Source organism: Amycolatopsis oliviviridis (genome assembly GCF_014654365.1).
GTDB lineage: Bacteria > Actinomycetota > Actinomycetes > Mycobacteriales > Pseudonocardiaceae > Amycolatopsis > Amycolatopsis oliviviridis.
The window spans coordinates 481,572-503,326 of the sequence record NZ_BNAY01000008.1 but is presented as its reverse complement, the minus strand read 5'-3'; the positions used below and the strand labels follow the sequence as shown (position 1 = coordinate 503,326).

General features: G+C 68.8%; 18 protein-coding genes. 17 read left to right on the top strand and 1 reads right to left on the bottom strand.

Annotated elements, in window-relative coordinates:
* Positions 1-4: 4 nt before the first annotated feature.
* Positions 5-583, bottom strand: a complete 579-nt coding sequence (locus tag IE302_RS32125) for a TetR/AcrR family transcriptional regulator C-terminal domain-containing protein (protein WP_191258180.1) — start codon at positions 581-583, stop codon at positions 5-7.
* 92 nt (positions 584-675) lie between these two features.
* Between IE302_RS32125 and IE302_RS42880 the strand changes: the two genes are divergently transcribed.
* From IE302_RS42880 to IE302_RS32040, 17 genes are all read left to right on the top strand, one after another.
* A complete protein-coding gene (locus IE302_RS42880; protein WP_229908062.1) occupies positions 676-960 on the top strand; it encodes a hypothetical protein in 285 nt (94 codons plus the stop codon).
* 115 nt (positions 961-1,075) lie between these two features.
* Complete coding sequence (locus IE302_RS32115) at positions 1,076-2,278, top strand: ROK family transcriptional regulator (protein WP_191258179.1); 1,203 nt, start codon at positions 1,076-1,078, stop codon at positions 2,276-2,278.
* 337 nt (positions 2,279-2,615) lie between these two features.
* Positions 2,616-3,815 (top strand): ROK family transcriptional regulator, encoded by a 1,200-nt coding sequence (locus IE302_RS32110; protein WP_191258178.1) that lies wholly within the window; start codon positions 2,616-2,618, stop codon positions 3,813-3,815.
* A complete protein-coding gene (locus IE302_RS32105) occupies positions 3,812-5,314 on the top strand; it encodes a sugar ABC transporter ATP-binding protein (RefSeq protein WP_191258177.1) in 1,503 nt (500 codons plus the stop codon). Before IE302_RS32110 ends, IE302_RS32105 begins: the two co-directional genes overlap by 4 nt.
* Positions 5,315-5,349: 35 nt before the next feature.
* Positions 5,350-6,327, top strand: a complete 978-nt coding sequence (locus IE302_RS32100) for an ABC transporter permease (protein WP_229908071.1) — start codon at positions 5,350-5,352, stop codon at positions 6,325-6,327.
* A 34-nt stretch (positions 6,328-6,361) separates the two neighbouring features.
* The gene (locus IE302_RS32095; protein ID WP_191258175.1) at positions 6,362-7,414 is read left to right on the top strand and encodes a substrate-binding domain-containing protein; all 1,053 of its coding nucleotides are present in this window, start codon (positions 6,362-6,364) and stop codon (positions 7,412-7,414) included.
* Positions 7,415-7,457: 43 nt separating this feature from the next.
* A complete protein-coding gene (locus tag IE302_RS32090) occupies positions 7,458-8,627 on the top strand; it encodes a Gfo/Idh/MocA family protein (RefSeq protein ID WP_191258174.1) in 1,170 nt (389 codons plus the stop codon).
* A gap of 109 nt (positions 8,628-8,736) precedes the next feature.
* Positions 8,737-9,894: an inositol-3-phosphate synthase gene (locus IE302_RS32085; protein WP_191258173.1), complete on the top strand. Its 1,158-nt coding sequence runs from the start codon at positions 8,737-8,739 to the stop codon at positions 9,892-9,894.
* Positions 9,891-10,739, top strand: a complete 849-nt coding sequence (locus tag IE302_RS32080; RefSeq protein ID WP_191258172.1) for an SCO3242 family prenyltransferase — start codon at positions 9,891-9,893, stop codon at positions 10,737-10,739. Before IE302_RS32085 ends, IE302_RS32080 begins: the two co-directional genes overlap by 4 nt.
* Positions 10,736-12,151, top strand: coding sequence for an EboA domain-containing protein (locus IE302_RS32075; RefSeq protein WP_191258171.1), 1,416 nt, complete (start codon positions 10,736-10,738; stop codon positions 12,149-12,151). The genes IE302_RS32080 and IE302_RS32075 overlap by 4 nt, the downstream gene beginning before the upstream one ends.
* A gap of 2 nt (positions 12,152-12,153) precedes the next feature.
* On the top strand, positions 12,154-13,017 hold the full coding sequence (locus IE302_RS32070) for a TatD family hydrolase (protein ID WP_191258170.1): 864 nt from the start codon (positions 12,154-12,156) through the stop codon (positions 13,015-13,017).
* The gene (eboE, locus tag IE302_RS32065; protein WP_191258169.1) at positions 13,014-14,096 is read left to right on the top strand and encodes a metabolite traffic protein EboE; all 1,083 of its coding nucleotides are present in this window, start codon (positions 13,014-13,016) and stop codon (positions 14,094-14,096) included. Before IE302_RS32070 ends, eboE begins: the two co-directional genes overlap by 4 nt.
* Positions 14,093-15,466 carry an alkaline phosphatase family protein gene (locus IE302_RS32060; protein ID WP_191258168.1) on the top strand — a complete coding sequence of 458 codons (1,374 nt, stop codon included), beginning with the start codon at positions 14,093-14,095 and terminating at the stop codon, positions 15,464-15,466. The genes eboE and IE302_RS32060 overlap by 4 nt, the downstream gene beginning before the upstream one ends.
* A 251-nt stretch (positions 15,467-15,717) precedes the next feature.
* Positions 15,718-18,810, top strand: a complete 3,093-nt coding sequence (locus tag IE302_RS32055) for a ThuA domain-containing protein (RefSeq protein ID WP_191258226.1) — start codon at positions 15,718-15,720, stop codon at positions 18,808-18,810.
* Complete coding sequence (locus tag IE302_RS32050) at positions 18,810-19,814, top strand: sugar phosphate isomerase/epimerase family protein (RefSeq protein WP_191258167.1); 1,005 nt, start codon at positions 18,810-18,812, stop codon at positions 19,812-19,814. The genes IE302_RS32055 and IE302_RS32050 overlap by 1 nt, the downstream gene beginning before the upstream one ends.
* A gap of 10 nt (positions 19,815-19,824) precedes the next feature.
* Positions 19,825-20,715, top strand: a complete 891-nt coding sequence (locus IE302_RS32045) for a sugar phosphate isomerase/epimerase family protein (protein WP_191258166.1) — start codon at positions 19,825-19,827, stop codon at positions 20,713-20,715.
* Positions 20,716-20,729: 14 nt separating this feature from the next.
* Positions 20,730-21,749 (top strand): multicopper oxidase domain-containing protein, encoded by a 1,020-nt coding sequence (locus tag IE302_RS32040; RefSeq protein ID WP_191258165.1) that lies wholly within the window; start codon positions 20,730-20,732, stop codon positions 21,747-21,749.
* The last annotated feature ends 6 nt before the right edge of the window (positions 21,750-21,755 follow it).

Sequence of the window (21,755 nt, the reverse complement as noted above, 5' to 3'; positions counted from 1 at the left end):
GGCCTCAGTCCAGCAGGTTCGCGACATCCCGGTCTGGCGGGTTTGCGACATCGACGTCGGCGCGGAGCCCGGCGATCAGCCGGGCCAGGCCGTACTCGAAGGAAGCCGCGGGATCCTCGGCGTGATCGCTGTCTACGTGCTGCTGTTCGTCGATCGCGCAGCCGAGGGTGTACCGGCTGATGGCGAGGATCGCGTACTTCGCGTCTTCTTCGTCGAAACCGGCCGCCAGCAACGGTTTGATCAGCGGTGTCATCGCCGCCCGCTCGGTCGGGCGGGTGCCCGCGTGCAGCCGGGCACCGTCCCGGTAGGACAGCAGTGTGCGGCGGATGACGCGGGCACGCCGGGTCAGCCATCCGGCCCAGTCGGCCGTCGCGGCGGGATCGTCCAGCGGGGAGAGCTGATCGTCCAGCATGGTTTCGGCCATCTGATCGAGCAACGCCTGCTTGCTCTTGAAGTGGGTGTAGAGCGCGGGACCCCGCACACCGAGCTTTTCCCCGAGCTTGCGGAGGCTCAATCCGTCCAGCCCGACCTCGTCGAGGAGTTCGAGCGCGGCTCGAACGTAGCCATCCCGTCTCACGACCATGGGCACACCTTTGTCCGTCCCTATCGGACTTGACAACTCGGGCTGATCTTATCACCGTTAAGATATTAACAGCGATAAGGTTTGCAGGTAGGATGATCGGAAGTGCCGATGACGAGCGCATAACCCCCGCTCTGTGGGGGATGGCGTCGATCTTGACCGTCGGCGGATTCCTCTCGATGTTCACGTCGACCGTCGTCAACGTCGCGCTCGGCACGATCGCTGCCGGATTTCGGGCACCACTCGGTTCCGCTCAGTGGGTAGCCACCGGCTACCTGCTCGCGCTGTTCGCCATGCCGCAACGGATCGGCGGGATCACCACGATCGTGCTGATCCTGTCCTGGAGTCACGTTCGTACCAAATCGTCCACAGTGGACTGAACGAGTCCGGTGGGTTTGTTCCCGCCCGGGGGGTGCCGAAGGTTCCGAATCCCGTGTGCGCTTCTCCGCCGTGGCATTCGGGACACTCGGTGGACGACGCCGTAGGCTCGGGGGAATGAGCACGGCATCCACCACGGAGCATCCGATGGTCGAAACCCGGCACCAGACCCAGTTGCTCACCTTGCTGCGCGACGAGGGGCCGATGTCCCGGGTTGAGCTGGGGGAGCGGCTGGAGTTGCCGCGGGCCCGGGTGGGCGCCGAGGTCGCGCGCCTCGCCGAAGTCGGCCTCGTCGAAACCGCCGGTCCGTCGGCGAGCCGGGGCGGCAGGCGGTCCACGCTGGTCCGGCTGGCGGGAGACCTGCGCGTGCTTTCCGTCGACGTCGGCGCGACGTCGGTCGGGGTCGCCCTCACCGACGCTTCGTGTGAGGTGCTGGTCCACACCGTCGAGGATTGCGACGTCCGGCAGGGGCCGCACGCGGTCCTCAAACGCGTGACCGCTCTCGCGGAGAAGATCCGCGAGGAGGCGCCGGGCAAACTGATCGCCGCCGGTATCGGGCTTCCCGGGCCGGTGAGTTTCGCCGAGGGCATGGCGGTCGCGCCGCCGATAATGCCTGGCTGGGACCGGTTCTCGGTGCGCGACCATCTCGGCGGGCTGCTGCGCTGCCCGGTCACCGTCGACAACGACGTGAACTCGATGGCGCTCGGGGAACGGCACGCCGGGGTCGCCCGTTCCATCGACGACCTCGTGTTCGTCAAGATCGGTACCGGTATCGGCTGCGGGATCGTGCTGGGCGGCAAGGTGTACCGCGGCGTCGCCGGCACCGCGGGCGACATCGGGCACATCCGCCTCGACGACTACGGGCCGACCTGCGCCTGCGGTGAGACGGGCTGCCTGGAGGCGTACTTCGGCGGCGCCGCGCTGGCCCGCGACGGCTTGACGCTGGCCCGCAGCGGCCGGTCGACCTACCTCGCCGACGTCGTCGCGGCCCGCGGCGCGATCACCGCCCAGGACGTCGGCCGCGCGGCCGCGTCGGGCGACTTCGGCGCGGTCAACCTGATCCGCGACGGCGGGCGGCGGCTCGGGCAGGTGGTCGCCTCGCTGGTGAGTTTCGTGAACCCGGGCATGGTCGTGATCGGCGGCGGCGTCGCGCAGCTCGGGCATCAGCTGCTCGCGGAGATCCGCAGCTCGGTCTACCGGCGGTCGCTGCCGCTCGCGACCGGGAACCTGCCGATCGTGCTGTCCGAGCTGGGCGACACCGCCGGCGTCATCGGGGCCGCCTGGTCGGCCACGGACCGGGCCTTCACGCTGAGTAGCTGACGGTCGGGTTCTGGCGCCAGTACGCGTGCAATGAAGGGGCCTTTCATAGCAAATTTTGCTATGAAAGGCCCCTTCATTGCACTTGGCGGGCTGGGCCGGGAGAGCGCTGAGTGACCGCCTGGCGGCACGTTGGGCATCCACGCGATTCCGATTAGTAACGTCAAGATCGTACAGACTTTCGCTCGTAAAGTACGAAAGTCTGCAGTGATTTGAACGGCTATTCGGGTGACGACGGGCATTTCTGTCCTGTTGTCACCTTGACGAGTGACACGCACCACCCTACTTTCGCTGGCTAAGTAACAAAGTTTGTTACGGCCGATTCGTAAGTGAGGGATGTGTGGCCGCGACCGATCCACGCACTGCGAACCTCGCAGCGCTCCTGCGGGCGTTGCGCGTCGGGCCGCTCTCGCGTACCCAGCTCGCGGCGCGCTGCGGGCTCACCAAGGCCGCCGTCTCCGGGTTGATCACCGAGCTGACCGACCGCGGCCTCGTCCGCTCCGCCGGACTCCAAGGCGGCGGCAACGGCAGGCCCAGCCAGCTGGTCGAGCTGAACGGTGCCAGCGCGTACGGGCTCGCGCTCAGCGTCGAGGCCGACCGGTTCGCCGCCGTGGTCACGAACCTCGACGGCCGCGTCGTCGCCGAACGCACGGAGACCGCCGACGTCGCCGCGCTCGGGCTGCACCGGAGCATGGACGAACTCGCCTTCCTCGCCGGACAGGTGCTGCGCGACGAGCAGCCGGTCGGGGTCACGGTGTCGGTTCCCGGCCTGGTCGACTCGGCCGCCGCCGTACTGCGGTTCGCGCCGACCCTGCGCTGGCGCGACGCCGAGATCGCCGACCTCCTCGCCGCCCGGCTCGGCCTGGCGGCCGACGCCATCATGGTCGACAACGAGGCCAACCTCGGCGCGGTCGGCGAGGCGGTCGCCGGTGTCGGCCGCGGCGTGCGGGAGCTCTTCTACCTCAGCGGCGGGACGGGCGTCGGCGGCGGACTCGTGTCCGGCGGCGCGATCTTGCGCGGTGCCAGGGGTTTCGCCGGCGAGGTCGGGCACATCGCCGTCGACCCGTCGGGCGAGCAGTGTCCTTGCGGCCGCGTCGGCTGCCTGGAGACCAAGGCCGGGCTCAACGCCGTTCTGCGCGGCGCCGCCTCGCCCGGCGATCCGCTGCACGATCCCGCGCTCGGCGTCGACGGCCGGGTCGGGCTGCTCAAGCACCGCGTGCAGCGCGGTGACCAGCGCGCGGTCGGGGCGGTCTCGGAACTCGGGGTCGCGCTCGGCATCGCGGTGTCCACTGTGGTCGACGTCCTCGACCCGGACGTCGTCGTGCTCGGCGGCTACTTCGCCGAACTGGGCGAATGGCTGGTCGAGCCGGTGCGCCGCGAACTGTCCGCGCGTCCGCTCGGGCACGAGCCCGCCTGCCGCGTCGAGCCGTCGCCGCTGGGCACCACCGCCCCGCTGCGCGGCGCCGCGCACCTGGCCACCGAACGCCTTTTCGCCGACCCGACGCTAGTCCCTTTCCTGACCGAGGAGGCTCCGGCATGACCCTGCTATCCGTCCGGGGGATCGTGAAGACGTTCCCGGGGGTGCGCGCACTCGACGGGGTCGACTTCGACGTCGAACCCGGCGAGGTGCACTGTCTGCTCGGCCAGAACGGCGCGGGCAAGTCCACGCTGATCAAGACGCTCGCCGGGGCCCACCGCCCCGACGGCGGCGAGATCTTCTGGCAGGGCGAGCCGGTCACATTGCCGTCGCCGGTCGCCGCGCTGAAGATCGGCATCGCGACCATGTACCAGGAACTCGACCTGGTGCCCGGGCTTTCCGTGGCGGACAACATCTTCCTCGGCCGCGAGCGCGCGAGGTTCGGGTTCACGCGGATCAGCGAGTCCCGCACCAAGGCCGCCAAGCTGATGGCCCGGCTCGGACATCCCGAGATCACGCCGTCGACCGAGGTCGGCAAGCTGTCCGCGGCCGGGCAGCAGCTGGTCTCGATGGCGCGGGCGCTCGCGTACGACGCGAAACTGCTGGTGATGGACGAGCCCACCGCGGCGCTGGCGGGCGAAGAGGTCGACAACCTGTTCCGCATCGTCGGCGAACTGACCGCCGAGGGCGTCGCGATCATCTACATCTCCCACCGGCTCGAAGAACTGCGCCGGATCGGTCACCGCGTCACCGTGCTCAAGGACGGCAAGACCGTCTCCACCGGCCTCGACGCCAAGGAGACGCCGACCTCCGACCTCGTCGCGCTGATGGCGGGCCGCAAGGTCGAAACCGTGTTCGGCCCGCGTCACCAGGAGCACGTCGACCCCGCCAACGAGGTCCTCAAGGTGGAGAACCTGACCACCGTCGGCGAGTTCGAGAACGTGAACTTCACCGTGCACGCCGGTGAGGTCGTCGGGATCGCGGGCCTCGTCGGGTCGGGACGCAGCGAACTGCTGGAGACGATCTTCGGCGCGCGCAAGCAGGACACGGGTTCGGTGTCGGTCGACGGCGAGCCGGTCCGGCCGGGCAGCGTGTCCTCGGCGGTCAAGGCCGGGATCGGCCTGGCGCCGGAGGAACGCAAGAGCCAGGGGCTCCTGCTGGACCTGCCGGTCGTGCACAACGTGACCCTGGCGAGCCTGAGCAAGTACGCGACGTTCGGGTTCACCGAGCGGGGCAGGGAACTCGACGACGCCGGGGAAAGCCTGCGGCGGCTCGATCTCCGGCCCGCCGACCCGCACCGGATCATCCGCACGCTGTCCGGCGGCAACCAGCAGAAGGCGGTGCTCGCGCGCTGGCTGGTCCGCGGCTGCCGGGTCCTGCTGCTGGACGAGCCGACCCGCGGGGTCGACGTCGGCGCGCGGGCCGAGCTGTACCGGCTGATCGAGGAACTGGCCGCGACCGGGGTCGCGATCGTGCTCGTCAGCAGCGAGATCCCCGAAGTACTCGGACTGTCCGACCGGGTGCTGGTGCTGCGTGAAGGACGTGTCCTGGCTGAAAAGCCGTCTGCGGAGCTGACAGAGGCGGATGTGCTCGACGTGATTCTCGAGGGGAGTGCGGCGTGACCGACCAAGCCGAATCGGTGCGTACGGAAAGCGCCGTGGAACCGGTACCACCCAAGAAAACCGGCTTCAAGCTGGCGGCCGACCCCCGGCTGCTCGGGCTGACCGGTGTGCTGGTGATCCTGTGCATCGTCGGGAGCGTGACCCGGCCCGACCAGTTCTTCACCGACGGCAACATCTCCACGATCCTGCGGCTCGCCGCGGCGATCGGCGTGGTCAGCGTCGGGATGACGTTCGTGATCATCGCCGGCGGCATCGACCTCTCGGTCGGGTCGATCGTGGCGCTCTCCAGCGTCTGGCTGACCACCTTGGCCACCCAGTCCTACGGCCCGTTCGTGATGATCCTTTGTGGACTCCTGGTCGGCCTCGGCTGCGGACTGGTCAACGGGATCCTGATCTCCTACGGGAAGATAGTGCCGTTCATCGCGACACTGGCGATGTACGTCTCGGCCCGCGGCCTCGCGGAACGCATCAGCGGCCGCCGCACGCAGGTGGTGTCGGAGGCGGGCTTCCTGGAGTTCTTCCGCGGCGACCTGCTCGGCGTCCCGGTGCTGATCTGGATGTTCGCGCTGGTGTTCGCGATCGGCTGGGTGGTGCTGAACCGCACCACCTTCGGCCGCCGCACCTTCGCCGTCGGCGGCAACGCCGAGGCGTCGCGGCTGGCGGGCATCAACGTCAAGCGGCACACCGCACTCGTCTACGGCGTCGCCGGCCTGTGCTGCGGTATCGCCGCGCTGATGGTCGTAGCCCGCACCACCGCGGGCGCCTCGACCAACGGCCTGCTCTACGAACTCGACGCCATCGCGGCGGTCGTCATCGGCGGCACCCTGCTCACCGGTGGCCGCGGCTCGCTCATCGGCACCCTGATCGGCGTGCTGATCTTCACCGTGCTGTCCAACATCTTCACGCTCAACAACCTGGACACCGACATCCAGAACATCGCCAAGGGCGTGATCATCGTGCTGGCCGCGCTCCTGCAGTTCCGCTCCGTGAAGAAAACCAAGTCGAGTACTTAGTGGTCACCCCCGTCACCGTGGATGGAGAGTCCTCATGACCGAACAATCCCTGCACCGCCGCCGATTCCTGCTGGGAGGCGCGGCCGTCGGAGCGGGTGCGCTGCTGACCGCGTGCACCTCGAACGAGGCACCGGCACAGGACAACGCGGCCAACGTGGCCAACGCCGGGTCGAACTCGCAGCCCGGAACCCCGGTCACGATCGGGTTCTCGGCCCCGGCCGCGGACCACGGCTGGATGGCGGCCATCACCAAGAACGCCCGCGCGCAGGCGCAGAAGTTCAGTGAGGTCACGCTCAACGCGACCGAGGGCACCAACGACGTCAACCAGCAGATCTCCCAGGTGGAGACGCTGATCAACGCCAAGGTCAACGTCCTGGTGATCCTGCCGTTCGACGGCAAGGCGCTCACCGCGGTCGGCCAGCAGGCGATGGACGCCGGCATCCAGGTGATCAACCTGGACCGCGTCTTCGACACCCCGCTCGCGTACCGGACCTGGATCGGCGGCGACAACTATCGGATGGGCGTCAACGCCGGGAACTACATCGCCCAGCAGATGAAGGCGAAGAACATCGCCAGCCCGGTGATCGGCGAGGTCGCGGGGATCGACTCGCTGCCGCTGACCCAGGAACGCAGCAAGGGCTTCAAGGACGCCTTGGCCCGGCAGGGTTTCGCCGTCGGCCCGCGGGTCTCCGCGGAGTTCACCCCGGAGTCGGGCGAGAAGCAGACGTCGAACCTGCTGCAGTCCGCGGCCAAATTGGACGCGCTGTGGAACCACGACGACGACCAGGGGGTCGGGGTCATCGCGGCGATCAACAACGCCAACCGCAAGAACTTCCTGATGGTCGGCGGCGCCGGTTCGAAGAACGCGATGAACCTGATCAAGTCCGACGCCGAACCGCTGAAGGCGACGGTGCTCTACAGCCCGTCGATGGCGTCTTCGGCGATCTCGCTCGCCCGGCTCCTCGGCCAGGGCAAGGGCGCCGGCGACTTCGCCGAGCACGAGATCCCCGCCGAGATCACCACGTACTCCGCGGTGGTCACCAAGGAGAACGTCGACAAGTACATGGACGTCGGCTTCGACTCGTAAACCCGCGTACCCGACACACGCAAGCGGAGCATCTAGGAGGGGCATGAGCACGGCAAGGGAAACGATCGGGATCGGCATGGTGGGCCACGCGTTCATGGGTGCGGTGCATTCGCACGCGTGGCGCAGCGTGCACCGGTTCTTCACGCCACCGCTGATCCCGAGACTCGCCGTGCTCGGCGGCCGTGACGAGGTACGGACGAAGGCCGCGGCGGAACGGTTCGGCTGGGAAGACGTCGAGACGGACTGGCGCGCGCTGATCGCCCGCGACGACGTCGACCTGGTCGACATCTGCACGCCGGGCGACAGCCACGCCGAGATCGCGATCGCCGCGCTCGAAGCAGGCAAGCACGTGCTGTGCGAGAAGCCGCTGGCCAACACCCTCGCCGAGGCCGAAGCGATGGCCGAGGCGGCGGCGAAGGCACGGGCCAACGGCGTCCGGTCGATGGTGGCGTTCAACTACCGCCGGGTGCCCGCGCTCGCGCACGCCAGGAAACTGGTCGCGAGCGGGGCGCTCGGCGAGATCCGCCACGTGCGGTCGGTGTACCTGCAGGACTGGTTGTCCGACGCGCAGGCGCCGATGACCTGGCGGCTGCACAAGGACAAGGCGGGCTCGGGCGCGCTGGGCGACCTCGGCGCGCACATCGTCGATGCCGCCCAGTTCGTCACCGGCGAGTCGATCACCGGGGTTTCCGCGCTGACCAACACCTTCGTCAAGGAGCGGCCGGACGGTGACGGCGGCACCGGACAGGTCACGGTCGACGACACCGCGCTGTTCCTCGGCCGGTTCACCGGCGGCGCGGTGGCGAGTTTCGAGGCGACCCGGTTCGCGCTGGGCCGCAAGAACGCGATGCGGCTGGAGATCAACGGGTCGAAGGCGAGCCTCGCGTTCGACTTCGAGTCGATGAACGAACTGTCCTGGTTCGACGGTGGGCAACCCGCCACCGAAGCCGGGTTCCGCCGGATCCTGGTCACCGAACCCGAGCATCCGTACGTCGGGGTCTGGTGGCCGCCGGGGCACCTCCTCGGCTACGAGCACACCTTCACCAACGAGGTCGCCGATCTGCTCACCGCGATCGGCGAAGGCAAGGATCCCGAACCGTCCTTCGAGGACGGATTGAGGGTTCAGCAGGTCTTGGACGCGGTCGAGCGCAGCGCGTCCGACGAGGCGCGATGGACCACTGTGCCCGGCGTCACCGTGAAGGGGAGTAACTGAGCGAGAGATCCAGCCGAAAGTCGCATGACGGCTATCACTGCGACTTGGTTCGATCCGAAACATCCGACCATCGGAGGTTGGGGTTCTCGGGTTCTGGAAAGGTGGAGAAATGCCTGCTCACGAGCGTACGGGCATCTGGTTGATCGGGGCGAGGGGGTCTGTCGCCACTACCGCCGCGGTAGGGCTCCTCGCGCTGCGCGCGGGGGTCGCCGGCGGTGGCGGCTGTGTCACCGAGCTGCCCGCGTTCGCCGGGGTTCCGTTGCCGGGCTGGGACGATCTGGTCCTCGGCGGGCACGACATCGTGCACACCCCGCTGGAGAAGCGCGCCGAACAGCTGGCCCACGCCGGCGTGTTCGGGCACTCGGTGTTCTCCGCGGTGCGGTCCGGGCTGGCCGAGGTGGACGCCGAGATCCGCGACGGCTACCACCCGGCGACGCACACCGGTGCCCAGGCCGACGCGGCCGCCCGGCTCACGGCGGACATCCGGTCTTTCGCCGACCGGCACGACCTCGCGCGGGTCGTGGTGGTCAACGTGTCCTCGACCGAGGCCCCGTGCCCTCACCTGCCCGAACACGACGATCTCGACGCGCTGGAAGTGGCGCTGGCCGACCCTGCCCGGGCGGTGCTGCCCTCCAGTTCCCTGTCGGCCTACGCGGCTCTGAAGGCGGGAAGCCCGTACGTCGAGTTCACGCCGTCGGCCGGGATCACCCTGCCCGCGTTGCGGAAACTCGCCGAGCGGGAAGGCCTGCCGTACGCGGGTTGCGACGGCAAGACCGGCGAGACGTTGCTGCGCACCGTCCTCGCGCCGATGTTCAGCGCGCGGGCGCTGAAGGTCCGCTCCTGGGCGGGTACCAACCTGCTCGGCGGCGGCGACGGCGAGACCCTCGCCGACCCGGTGACCGCGAACAGCAAGCTGGAATCCAAGGCCCGCGGGCTCGCGGCGCTGCTCGGTGAGGACGTCACCGCGCCGCTGCACATCGACAACGTGCCCGACCTCGGCGAGATCAAGACCGCGTGGGACCACGTGTCGTTCGAGGGTTTCCTCGGCGCGCGCATGAGCCTGCAGTTCACCTGGACCGGCTACGACTCCGCGCTCGCGGCGCCGCTGATCCTCGACCTCGCCCGGTTCGTCACCGCCGCGCACGCCGCCGGGCAGAGTGGCGCGCTGACCGAACTCGGCTTCTTCTTCAAGGACCCGCTGGGCAGCGACGAGCACCGGTTCGCCGAGCAGACCGCCCGCCTGATCGCCTGGGCAGGAGCCCTGTGAAGGCGTATGTAGAGCTGGTGCGGGCGCCCGCCGCGCTGACGGTGCTCGGCGACACGGTCGCCGGGTCCGCCGCGGCGGGGCTCAAGATGACCGGGCGACGGCTGCTGCTGCCGCTATCCTCGGTCGCCTTCTACTGGGCCGGGATGGCCCTCAACGACTGGGCGGACCGGAAGCTCGACGCCGTGGAGCGTCCCGAGCGGCCGATCCCGTCCGGGCGGGTGAGTGCCGGCGCGGCGCTCACCACCGGCGCCGCGCTGACCGCGGCCGGGCTGGGCCTGGCGGCACTCGGCGGCGGACGCCGGGCGATGCGGGTCGCGGTTCCCCTGGCCGCTTCGGTCTGGGCCTACGACACCGTGCTCAAGCCGACCCCGGCCGGACCGGTGGCGATGGCGGCCTGTCGCACGCTCGACGTCCTGCTCGGTGCGGGTGACGAGCCGAAGAAGGCGGCCACCGCGGCGGCCGCGGTGGGTGTCCACACACTCGGCGTCACGGCGCTGTCCACCGGGGAGGTCCACGGCGCGAATCCGGCGACGGCCCGCGCCGCACTGGCCACCAGCTGTGCGGCGACAACGTTGGCATTGACCGGACCGGCGCGGGGCGGCTGGCATCGCGCGGCCTCGATGGCGGCCGGTTCGGGCTACGCGGGCCTGGTCGGCCGGGCTCAGGCGGACGCCGTCCGCGACCCGTCGGCGAAGTCCGTGCGCTCGGCGACCAAGAACGGCATCCACGGCATGGTCCCGCTGCAGGCGGCGGTCACCGCCAAGGGCTCGGTCCTGGGGGCCGCGCTGGTCGCGGCCGCGCTGCCGATCGCCCGCAAGCTGTCGCGGAAGGTGAGCCCCACATGACGTTCTCTTTGGGATACGGCACCAACGGCTTCTCCAACCACCGCCTCGACGAGGCCCTCGCGGTGATCGCGGACCTCGGGTACACCGGGGTGGCGCTGACGCTGGACCACGACCACCTCGACCCGTTCGCCGACGATCTGGCGCGGCGGGTCGACCACGTGGCGTCCCGGCTTTCGGCGCTCGGCCTGAACCGGGTCGTCATCGAGACGGGCGCGCGGTACCTGCTCGACCCGTGGCGCAAGCACTCGCCGACGCTGCTGTCGGACGACCCCGCGCTCAGGATCGACTTCCTGGCCCGAGCGCTGCAGATCGCCGGAGACCTCGGCGCGGACTGCGTCTCGTTCTGGTCCGGAGTGTCTACTGTGGACACCGACCTCGCGTGGTCCCGGTTGCGCGAGGGAGTCGCGGCGGTCCTGGAGCACGCCGCGCGGCTGAACGTGCGGCTGGCGATGGAACCCGAGCCCGGTCATCGCGTGCAGCATCTGAGCCAGGTCCTGGACCTGCGCAAGGAACTCGGCGAGCCGGAGCTGTTCGGCGTCACGCTCGACGTCGGGCACTGCGTCGCGGTCGAGCCGGTCAACGCGGCCGAATGCGTCCGCCTCGCCGGTCCGCTGCTGTGGAACGTCCAGCTGGACGACATGCTGCCGCGGGTCCACGAGCATCTGGAGTTCGGCGACGGGCATCTGGACCTGCCCGGGACGCTCGCCGCGCTGGCCGAGATCGGCTACACCGGACTGGCCGCGGTCGAACTGCCCCGGCACAGCCACGCCGCTCCGGACACCGCGCGCCGGGCCTTCGAGGCGCTCACCGCCGCGATGCCGCAGACGTGGTCGGCCAAGGCGGAACGCCGGATCCGGGAGAAGCCGTCGGTGATCGGCGCGCTCTTCCCGGCCGTCGGCCGCGAGGTCGGCAGGGAAGCGCTGCGACCGGAGACGGATCCGCAGGGCCTGGTCCACGGCACCGTCGACGACCGGGCGCGGATCCGGCTCGTGACGGTCCTCGCCGACGTCCTCGACGACGCCGCGCTGGCCACGGAACTGCGCGATCTCTACCGGTTCGGCGACGACGCCGAACGGCGCGGGGTCCTGCGGGCGCTCGCCTCGCTGGAGTCCCCGGGCGCCGAAGTCACCGATGCCGGGATCAAACTGGTCGAGGACGCCTTGCGCGCCAACGACATCAGGTTGGTCGCCGCCGCCATGGGTGCCTTCGCCCGGTTCCTGGACGACCACACGTGGCGCCACGGCGTCCTCAAATGCGTCTTCGTCGGTGTGCCGCTGGCCGCCGTCGCGGACCTCGAAACCCGCGCGGACGACGAGCTGAAGCGGATGCTCGCCGATTTCGCCGACGAACGCAGGGCCGCCGGACGTGACGTTCCCGCCGACGCCCTCGCCTTGCTCAAGGAAGGCCACTGACCGTGCGCATCTTCGATCCCCACATCCACATGTCCTCCCGGACCACCGACGACTACGAAGCCATGTACGCGGCCGGTGTCCGCGCGCTGGTCGAACCCGCGTTCTGGCTCGGGCAGCCGCGCACCAGCGTCGGCTCCTACACCGACTACTTCGACGCGCTCATCGGCTGGGAACGGTTCCGCGCCGCCCAGTTCGGCATCCGGCACCACTGCACGATCGCGCTGAACCCCAAGGAGGCCAACGACCCCCGCTGCCGCGAGGTGCTCGACGTCCTCCCGAGGTACCTGGCCAAGGACGGCGTGGTCGCGGTCGGCGAGGTCGGCTACGACTCGATGACCAAGGAAGAGGACGAGGTCTTCTCGCAGCAGCTGGCGATGGCCCTCGACCACGACCTCCCGGTGATGGTGCACACCCCGCACCGCGACAAGCTCGAAGGCACCAAGCGCACCCTCGACGTCGTGCGGGAGGCGGGTATCGCGCCGGAGCGCGTCATCGTCGACCACCTCAACGAGGTCACCGTCAAGCTGGTCAAGGATTCCGGTGCCTGGATGGGCTTCTCCATCTACCCGGACACCAAGATGGACGAGCACCGGATGGTCGAGATCCTGCGCCAGTACGGGCTGGAGAAGATGATCGTCAACTCGGCCGCCGACTGGGGCCGCTCGGATCCGCTGAAGACCGCCAAAACCGGGCAGGCCATGCTCGACGGCGGCTTCACCGACGCGGACGTCGACAAGGTGCTGTGGCAGAACCCGGTCGCCTTCTACGACCAGAGCGGACGCCTCACCCTCGACCCGCTGCCCGGTTTCACCGGCGAGGCGGAGACGTTCGAGGGCAACTCGGTCCTGCGAGGTGCCCGCAAATGATCTCCTACTGCACGAACGTCCACCCGGCCGAAGACGTCGACGGCATCGTCGCGCAGCTGGAGCGGTACGCGCTCCCGGTGCGCGAGCGACTGGGCGCCGACAAGCTCGGCGTCGGGCTGTGGCTCTCCGCGCCGGTCGCGCGCGGGCTCGCCGACGATCCTCAGGCACGCAAGGCCTTCCGCGCCGAACTCGACGCGCGCGGGCTCAGCGTGTACACGCTGAACGCGTTCCCGTACGGCGGGTTCCACGACGAGGTCGTCAAACACGCCGTCTACCGTCCTGAGTGGACCAATTCGGACAGGGCCGCGTACACGATCGACTGTGTGACCGTCCTCGCCGACCTGCTCGCCGAGGACGCCACGTACGGCAGCATCTCCACGTTGCCGCTCGCGTGGCGCGAGCCGTGGACCGAGCACGACGACCACAGCGCGGCCGCGGCCTTCGAGCAGGTCGTCCGCGCGATCCGGGCCACCGGTGACCGGCCGATCCGGCTGGCCGTCGAACCCGAACCCGGCTGTGTGCTCGACACCGTGGCCGACGCGCTGGGCTGGCTGTCCGGCCGTGTCGATCCGGAGTACGTCGGGCTGTGCCTGGACACCTGCCACCTAGCGGTGTCGTTCGCCGATCCGGCGGAGACCCTCATGGCGATCGCCGAGTCCGATGTGGACATCGTCAAGGTGCAGGCTTCCGCGGCGCTGCACGTCGAAAAGCCCGCCGAGGCGCGGGAAGCCCTGGCGGCGTTCGCCGAACCCCGCTACCTGCACCAGGTCCGGGAGCTCGGCACCGACGGTGTCGTGCACAAGGCCGACGACCTTCCCGAGGCATGGACGGAACTGCCGGGGGAGGGCCCGTGGCGGGTGCACTTCCACATGCCGCTGCACCAGGCGCCCGCCGCGCCGCTGGCCACCACGACGGACGTCCTGCGCACCGTCGCCGCCGGGCTGCCCGGCGAACCGCACATCGAGGTCGAGACCTACACCTGGAGCGTGCTCCCGGACGCGGGTGACCTCGTCGGCGGGATCGCCGCCGAACTCGAGTGGGCGAAAACGAACCTGGGCACGGAAGGGGTTTCCGCATGAAGCCGCTGGTCGTCATCGACGTCGTCGGGCTGACCCCGAAGGCGTTGCGGGACATGCCGAAACTGTCCGCCGTCGCGAAGGACGGCTGGCAGGCCGAACTGGGCACGGTGCTGCCCGCCGTCACCTGCAGCGCGCAGTCGACGTTCCTCACCGGGCTCATGCCCGCGCAGCACGGGATCGTCGGCAACGGCTGGTACTTCCGCGAGCTCGGCGAGATCTTCCTGTGGCGGCAGCACAACCGGCTCGTCGGCGGCGAGAAGCTGTGGGAGACCGCGCGGGCGGCGCATCCCGGGTACACCTCGGCGAACGTCTGCTGGTGGTACGCGATGGGGATGAGCACCGACGTCACGGTGACCCCGCGGCCGATCTACCACGCCGACGGCCGCAAGTCGCCGGACGCCTACGTGCGGCCGCCCGAGCTGCACGACCAGCTGACCGGCGCGCTGGGGGAGTTCCCGCTCTTCCAGTACTGGGGCCCGACGGCGTCGCTCAAGTCGAGCAAGTGGGTCATCGGCGCGTCGCGGCAGATCCTGCGGGAGAAGCGGCCTGATCTGCTGCTGACCTACGTCCCGCACCTGGACTACGACCTGCAGCGGTTCGGTCCCGACGGGCCGCAGGCCCGGAAAGCCGCACGGGAGCTGGACAACGCGCTCGCGCCGCTGCTCGACGACGCCCGCAACGCCGGGGCGACCGTGGTCGCGCTCAGCGAGTACGGGATCACCAACGTGCACCGCCCGGTCGACATCAACCGGGCGCTGCGGCGGGAGGGCCTGCTGGAGGTCTACACCCAGGCGGGCATGGAGTACCTCGACCCGTGGGCGTCGCGCGCGTTCGCCGTCGCCGACCACCAGGTCGCGCACGTCTACGTCCGCGACTCCGCCGATCTCGAACGGGTGCGCTCGATCGTCGGCGAACTGACCGGCGTCGACGAGGTCCTCGACCGTGAGGCACAGGCGAAGTACGGGATCGACCATGAACGCGCCGGCGAACTCGTCGCGGTCGCCGAGCCGGACTCGTGGTTCACCTACTACTACTGGCTCGACGACGAGCGGAAGCCCGACTTCGCGCGCGGCGTCGAGATCCATCGCAAACCGGGTTACGACCCCGCCGAGCTGTTCTTCGACCCGGAGGACAAGTTCGCCAAGGCGCGGGCCGGGCTGAACCTGGCGAAGAAGTTCGCCGGGCTCCGGTACGCGATGGACGTCGTCCCGACCGATCCGCGCTGGGTGCGCGGCTCGCACGGGCGGCTGCCGGACTCCACAGAGGACGGTCCGGTGTTGTTGTGCTCGGACCCGGCCTTCCAGCCGTCCGGTCGCGTCGGCGCGACCGACGTCCACCCGTTGCTCCTTTCCTTGCAAGGTTTGAAGTGACTGGGGCCCGAACACGCGTGCTTGGAGGCGGAACTCACGTGATTGGAGACCGAACACCGTGATCCGGCCGGAAACACGCGTGATCCGCCTCCAATCACGCGTGATCCGGCTTCGCGACCGGCCTGAATAGGCCGAAATCACCGCCAGAAAGGAAGCTCCACCCGCATCCCCTTCCTTGATCGCCGCCGCTCATCGAAAGGATCGCTACTGCTATGTCTTTGAAACGACGATTGGGTGTGCTCGTCACAGCCATGGTCACGGCTCTGACAGGCGTCGCGCTACCGATGCAAACCGCATCGGCGCACGAAGCGGCGACGGTGCTCGTGTTCTCCAAGACCGCGGGCTTCCGGCACGATTCGATCCCCGACGGGATCAAGGCGATCAAGGAACTGGGGGCGCGGAACCACTTCGGTGTGGAGGCCACCGAGGACACGGCGGCCTTCACCGACGCGAACCTCAAGCGCTTCAACGCGGTGGTCTGGCTTTCCACCACCGGTGACGTGCTGAACGCGGACCAGCAGGCCGCGTTCGAGCGGTACGTGAAGGGAGGCGGCGGGTACGTGGGCGTGCACGCCGCCTCCGACACCGAATACGACTGGCCCTGGTACGGCGACCTGGTCGGGGCGTACTTCAAGTCCCATCCGCAGATCCAGAAGGCGAACGTCAAGGTCGAGGACCACGAGCATGTGTCCACTGTGGATCTTCCCGAGACCTGGCCGCGCACCGACGAGTGGTACAACTACCGCTCGAACCCGCGGAGCAAGGTCAACGTCCTCGCCAGCCTGGACGAGAAGAGCTACCAGCCCGGTGACGGCGCGATGGGCGATCACCCGATCGCCTGGTGCCACGAGAACTCCGGCGGCCGGTCCTGGTACACCGGCGGCGGGCACACGAAGGAGTCCTACACCGAACCGGCCTTCCTCAAGCATCTCGCCGGTGGGATCAAGTACGCCACCAAGCTGAGCGAGGCGGGTTGCGCCAAGCAGACCCAGGAAGACCCGGTCGACGCGGACTTCGACCAGATCACCCTGGCCAAGGGCGAGGAGAAGACCGGCGAGCCGATCGCGCTTTCGGTGCTGCCCAACCGCGACGTCCTGCACACCTCGCGCGACGGCCGTGTCTGGTACACCAGCTCGTCGGCGACGACCTCGCTGGCCGGGCAGATCCCGGTCTACAACCACGACGAGGACGGCCTGCAGGGGGTCGCCATCGATCCGGACTTCGCCAAGAACCGCTGGGTCTACCTGTACTACGCGCCCAAACTGAACACCCCGGCCGGTGACGCGCCGGAGAACGGCACGCCGGCGGACTTCGAGCCGTTCAAGGGCTACAACCAGCTCTCGCGGTTCAAGCTGGGCACCGACAACAAGCTCGACGTCGCCAGTGAGCAGAAGATCCTCCAGGTCCCGGCCGAACGCGGCATCTGCTGCCACGCGGGCGGCGAGATCGACTTCGACTCCCACGGCAACCTCTATCTGTCCACAGGGGACGATTCCAACCCGTTCTCCTCCGACGGTTTCACCCCGATCGACGAGCGCGCCGACCGCAACCCGGTGTACGACGCGCAGCGCAGCTCCGGCAACACCAACGACCTGCGCGGCAAGGTGCTGCGGATCAAGGTCGGTGCCAACGGCAAGTACACCGTCCCTACCGGCAACCTGTTCCCGAAGGGCAAGGCCAAGACCAAGCCCGAGATCTACGCGATGGGCTTCCGCAACCCGTTCCGCTTCGCCGTCGACCGCAAGACCGGCTGGATCCACCTCGCCGACTACGGTCCCGACGCCGGTGCGGCCGACCCCAAGCGCGGTCCCGGCGGCACGGTCGAGTTCAACCTGATCAAGAAGCCCGGCAACTTCGGCTGGCCGTACTGCATCGGCGACAACCAGCCGTTCATCGACTACGACTTCGCCACCAAGCAGTCCGGCGCCGCCTTCGACTGCGCCAAACCGAAGAACACCAGCCCGCGCAACACCGGGCTGACCGACCTGCCTCCGGTCGAGAAGGCGTGGATCCCCTACGACGGCGGTTCGGTGCCCGAGTTCGGCACCGGTCCCGAGTCCCCGATGGGCGGCCCGGTCTATCAGTACGACGCCAAGAACCCGTCGCAGACGAAGTTCCCGGAGTACTTCGACGGCAAGACCTTCGCCTACGAATGGGAACGCGGCTGGATCAAGGAGATCACCGTCGGCAAGAACGGGGAACGCGGTGCCATCAAGCCGTTCTTCGACTCGATGGACCTGGTGCGCCCGATGAACATCGAGTTCGGCCCGGACGGCGCGCTCTACGTCCTCGACTACGGCACCGGCTACTTCGGCGGCTCCAAGGAATCCGCCGTCTACCGCGTCGACTACACCAAGGGACGCCGGACGCCGGTCGCCCAGGTGGCCGCGGACAAGACGTCCGGCCAGGCGCCGCTCACGGTCAAGTTCGACCCGGCCGGGACGAACGACCCCGACGGTGGCGCGCTCACCTACGCCTGGGACTTCGACGGTGACGGCACGACGGACTCCACCGAGGCCACCCCGGTTTCCCACACCTACGCCGCGAACGGCCAGTACACGGCGAAGCTGTCCGTCACCGACCCCACCGGGCTGACCGGCTCGGCGAGCGTGGTGGTCACCGTCGGCAACACCGCGCCGGTGGTCACACTGAAGACCCCGGTCAACGGCAGCGTGTTCAGCTTCGGCGACATGGTCCCGTTCAAGGTCGAGGTGACCGACGCGGAGGACGACCCGATCGACTGCTCGAAGGTGACCGTCGAATACATCCTCGGCCACGAGGGACACGGGCATCCGCTGAGCCGCGCGACCGGCTGTGAGGGCACCATCGCCACGCCCGCCGACGAAGGGCACGGCGCGGACGCCAACGTCTTCGGCGTCATCAACGCCGGCTACACCGACAACGGCGGCAACGGCGTGCCCGCGCTCACCGGCGACGCGGAGTCCATCCTGCAGCCGAAGCTGAAGCAGGCGGAGTTCTACACCCAGTCCAGCGGGATCGAGGTCGTCGGGCACGCCGGCGCCAGTGGCGGCAAACGCGTCGGCCACATCGAATCCGGTGACTGGATCAAATTCGACCCGGTGAACCTCGTCGGCGTCAGCGGCATCGGCTACCGGGTTTCGTCCGGTGGCGAGGGCGGCACGATCGAGGTCCGCTCGGGCGCGGTGGACGGGCCGCTGGTCCAGACGGTCACCGTCGCCAACACCGGCGGCTGGGACACCTATGCCGACATCCCGGCTTCCGCCATCACCGACCCCGGCGGCACCGGCTCCTTGTTCCTCGTGTTCAAGGGCGGTTCCGGCGGCTTGTTCGACGTCGACGCGATCACCTTCGAGGAGAACTGATGAGCCGTCCGATCACCCTGTTCACCGGTCAGTGGGCGGATCTCCCGTTCACCGAGGTGTGCAGGCTGGCCAGTGAATGGGGCTACGACGGCCTCGAAATCGCGTGTTCCGGCGACCACTTCGAAGTCGACCGCGCACTGTCCGAAGAGGACTATGTGCCCGGCCGTCTGAAGCTGCTCGCCGAACACGGGCTCAAGGTGTGGGCGATCTCCAACCACCTCGTCGGCCAGGCCATCTGTGACGACCCGATCGACGAACGCCACCAGGCCATCATCCCTTCGAGGGTGTGGGGCGACGGTGAACCGGAAGGCGTCCGGCAGCGGGCCGCGAAGGAAATGGCCGACACCGCCCGCGCGGCGGCGAAACTCGGCGTGGACACGGTGATCGGCTTCACCGGTTCGAAGACCTGGAAGTACGTCGCGATGTTCCCGCCGGTCTCGCAGGCGGTCATCGACGAGGGCTACTCCGACTTCGCCGACCGGTGGAACCCGATCCTCGATGTCTTCGACGAGGTCGGCGTGCGGTTCGCGCACGAGGTGCATCCCTCGGAGATCGCTTACGACTACTGGACCACGAAACGTGCGCTCGAAGCTGTCGGCAACCGTCCGGCATTCGGGCTGAATTGGGATCCTTCGCATTTCATCTGGCAGGACCTCGACCCGGTCGGTTTCATCCTCGATTTCGCCGACCGGATCTACCACGTGGACTGCAAGGACACCAGGAAGCGGTTCGACGGCCGGAACGGAAGGCTCGGCTCGCATCTCCCCTGGGGAGATCCCCGACGCGGCTGGGACTTCGTTTCGACCGGGCACGGCGACGTGCCCTGGGAGGACTGTTTCCGCGCACTGAATTCGATCGGCTACGCCGGTCCGATCTCGGTGGAGTGGGAGGACGCCGGCATGGACCGGCTCCGGGGCGCGGCGGAAGCCGTGACCTATCTGCGGGGGCTCCTGTTCGACAAGCCGTCGGCGGCCTTCGACGCGGCTTTCAGCAACCAGAAGTGAGGGCGGTTTCATGTGCGGTGAAGAAGCTGAGCGGTTCCACTCTCGACGGGCGTTACTCCGGGGCGCCGCGACGGCGGCCGTCGCGGTCGGCGCGGCGGTGACCCTGCCGGGCCTCGCGAACGCCGCCACCTCGACCGAGGCGGAGACCCAGGGGCACGGCCACGGTCATGGCCGGGTCCCGGTGGACAAGATCAGCATCCAGCTCTACTCCCTGCGCACCGCGTTGCAGGCCGATCTGCCGGGAACCCTGTCCGCGCTGGCGGACATCGGCTACCGGAAGGTCGAACTCGCCGGGACCTACGGCCGTACGGCGCAGGAGTTCCGCGGGCTGCTGGACAAGAACCACATCAAGGCGACGTCCACGCACGTCGGCATCGACGGTGACCTCGACAAGACCATCGCGGACGCGAAGGTCCTCGGGAACACCCGGGCCAACGTGCCGTTCGCGGCCTTCGACACCCTCGACGGCTGGAAGCAGTTCGCCGGGCGGCTCGACACGGCGGCGCGGAAGTTCCGCCAGGCGGGGATCCCGCTCGGCTACCACAACCACGCGCACGAGTTCGCGGCCATCGACGGCGTGCGCCCGTACGACGTGCTCGCCAGGGGCACCAACCCGCGTTACGTGCACCTGGAGATCGACCTGTTCTGGGCGGTGGAAGGCGGGGTCGACCCGATTTCGCTGTACCGGCAGCACTTCCCGCGCGTGGTGCAGTACCACGTCAAGGACCGGACCGCGGACGGCAAGATGGTCGACCCCGGCAAGGGCGTCATCGACTTCCCCCGCATCTTCGGCTGCACCCGCCCGAATCTGCACGAGTACATCGTCGAGCACGACAACCCCACGGATCCCCTGAGCACCGCCCAGACCGGATTCACCTATCTCCGTAACGTCCGCTTCTAACTGGGGAATCCACAATGGACAACAAGAAACGCGGGCTGTCCCGCAGATCGATGCTCGCGGGCACCGCGGCCGGGGTGATCGCCCCGGTCGTGGTGTCGGCGAGCGCCGGTTCGGCACCGGCCGCCGCGGCGGGGATGACCCGCAACATCACCGTCTACGCCGACTACGTTCCCGGCTCGACCCGGGTCGGTTACGGGCTCGAGCCCGGCAAGCCGACGATCCCCGGGCCGCTCCTGGAGTGCTACGAGGGTGACACGCTGGTGATCGAGCTGGTCAACAACACCGACAAACGGCTGTCGATCCATCCGCACGGCGTCAACTACGACACCAAATCCGACGGTTCGCCGTTCAACGATTCCTTCAACAAGCCCTACGAGACCAAGACCTACACCTGGAAGACGCGGACGGCCTACCAGGCGGCCAACGGTTTCTGGATGCCCGGCAGCGCGGGGTACTGGCATTACCACGACCACGCGTTCGACGGCGACCACGGCACCATCGGCCTGCTGAAAGGCCTCTACGGTGGCCTGATCGTGCGTAAACGCGGCGATCTGCTGCCCAGCAAGCAGTTCACCGTGGTGTTCACCGAGATGTGGATCAACCACCAGATCGCCCCGAACACGCCGATCTTCGAGGCGAACCTCGGCGAACGCGTCGAATTCATCTGCATCGGGCACGGCAACCTGATGCACACCTTCCACCTGCACGCGCACCGCTGGGCGGACACCCGCACCGGCATGCTCACCAGCGCGACCGACAACGCCCCGATCGTCGACAACAAGACCCTGGACCCCGGCAACTCCTTCGGGTTCCAGGTGATCGCCGGTGACGGTGTCGGGCCGGGCGCGTGGATGTATCACTGCCACGTCCAGCAGCACTCGGACGACGGCATGTCCGGGGTGTTCCTGGTCCGCAACGCCGACGGCGGGATGCCCGCGGGCGCCCAGGAGGCGATCGACCGCTTCAAGGGACACCAGCACGGCACCACGGCCGCCCCGAACGCGACGGGCGCCTCGGCCCATTCCCACCACTAGCCTCGA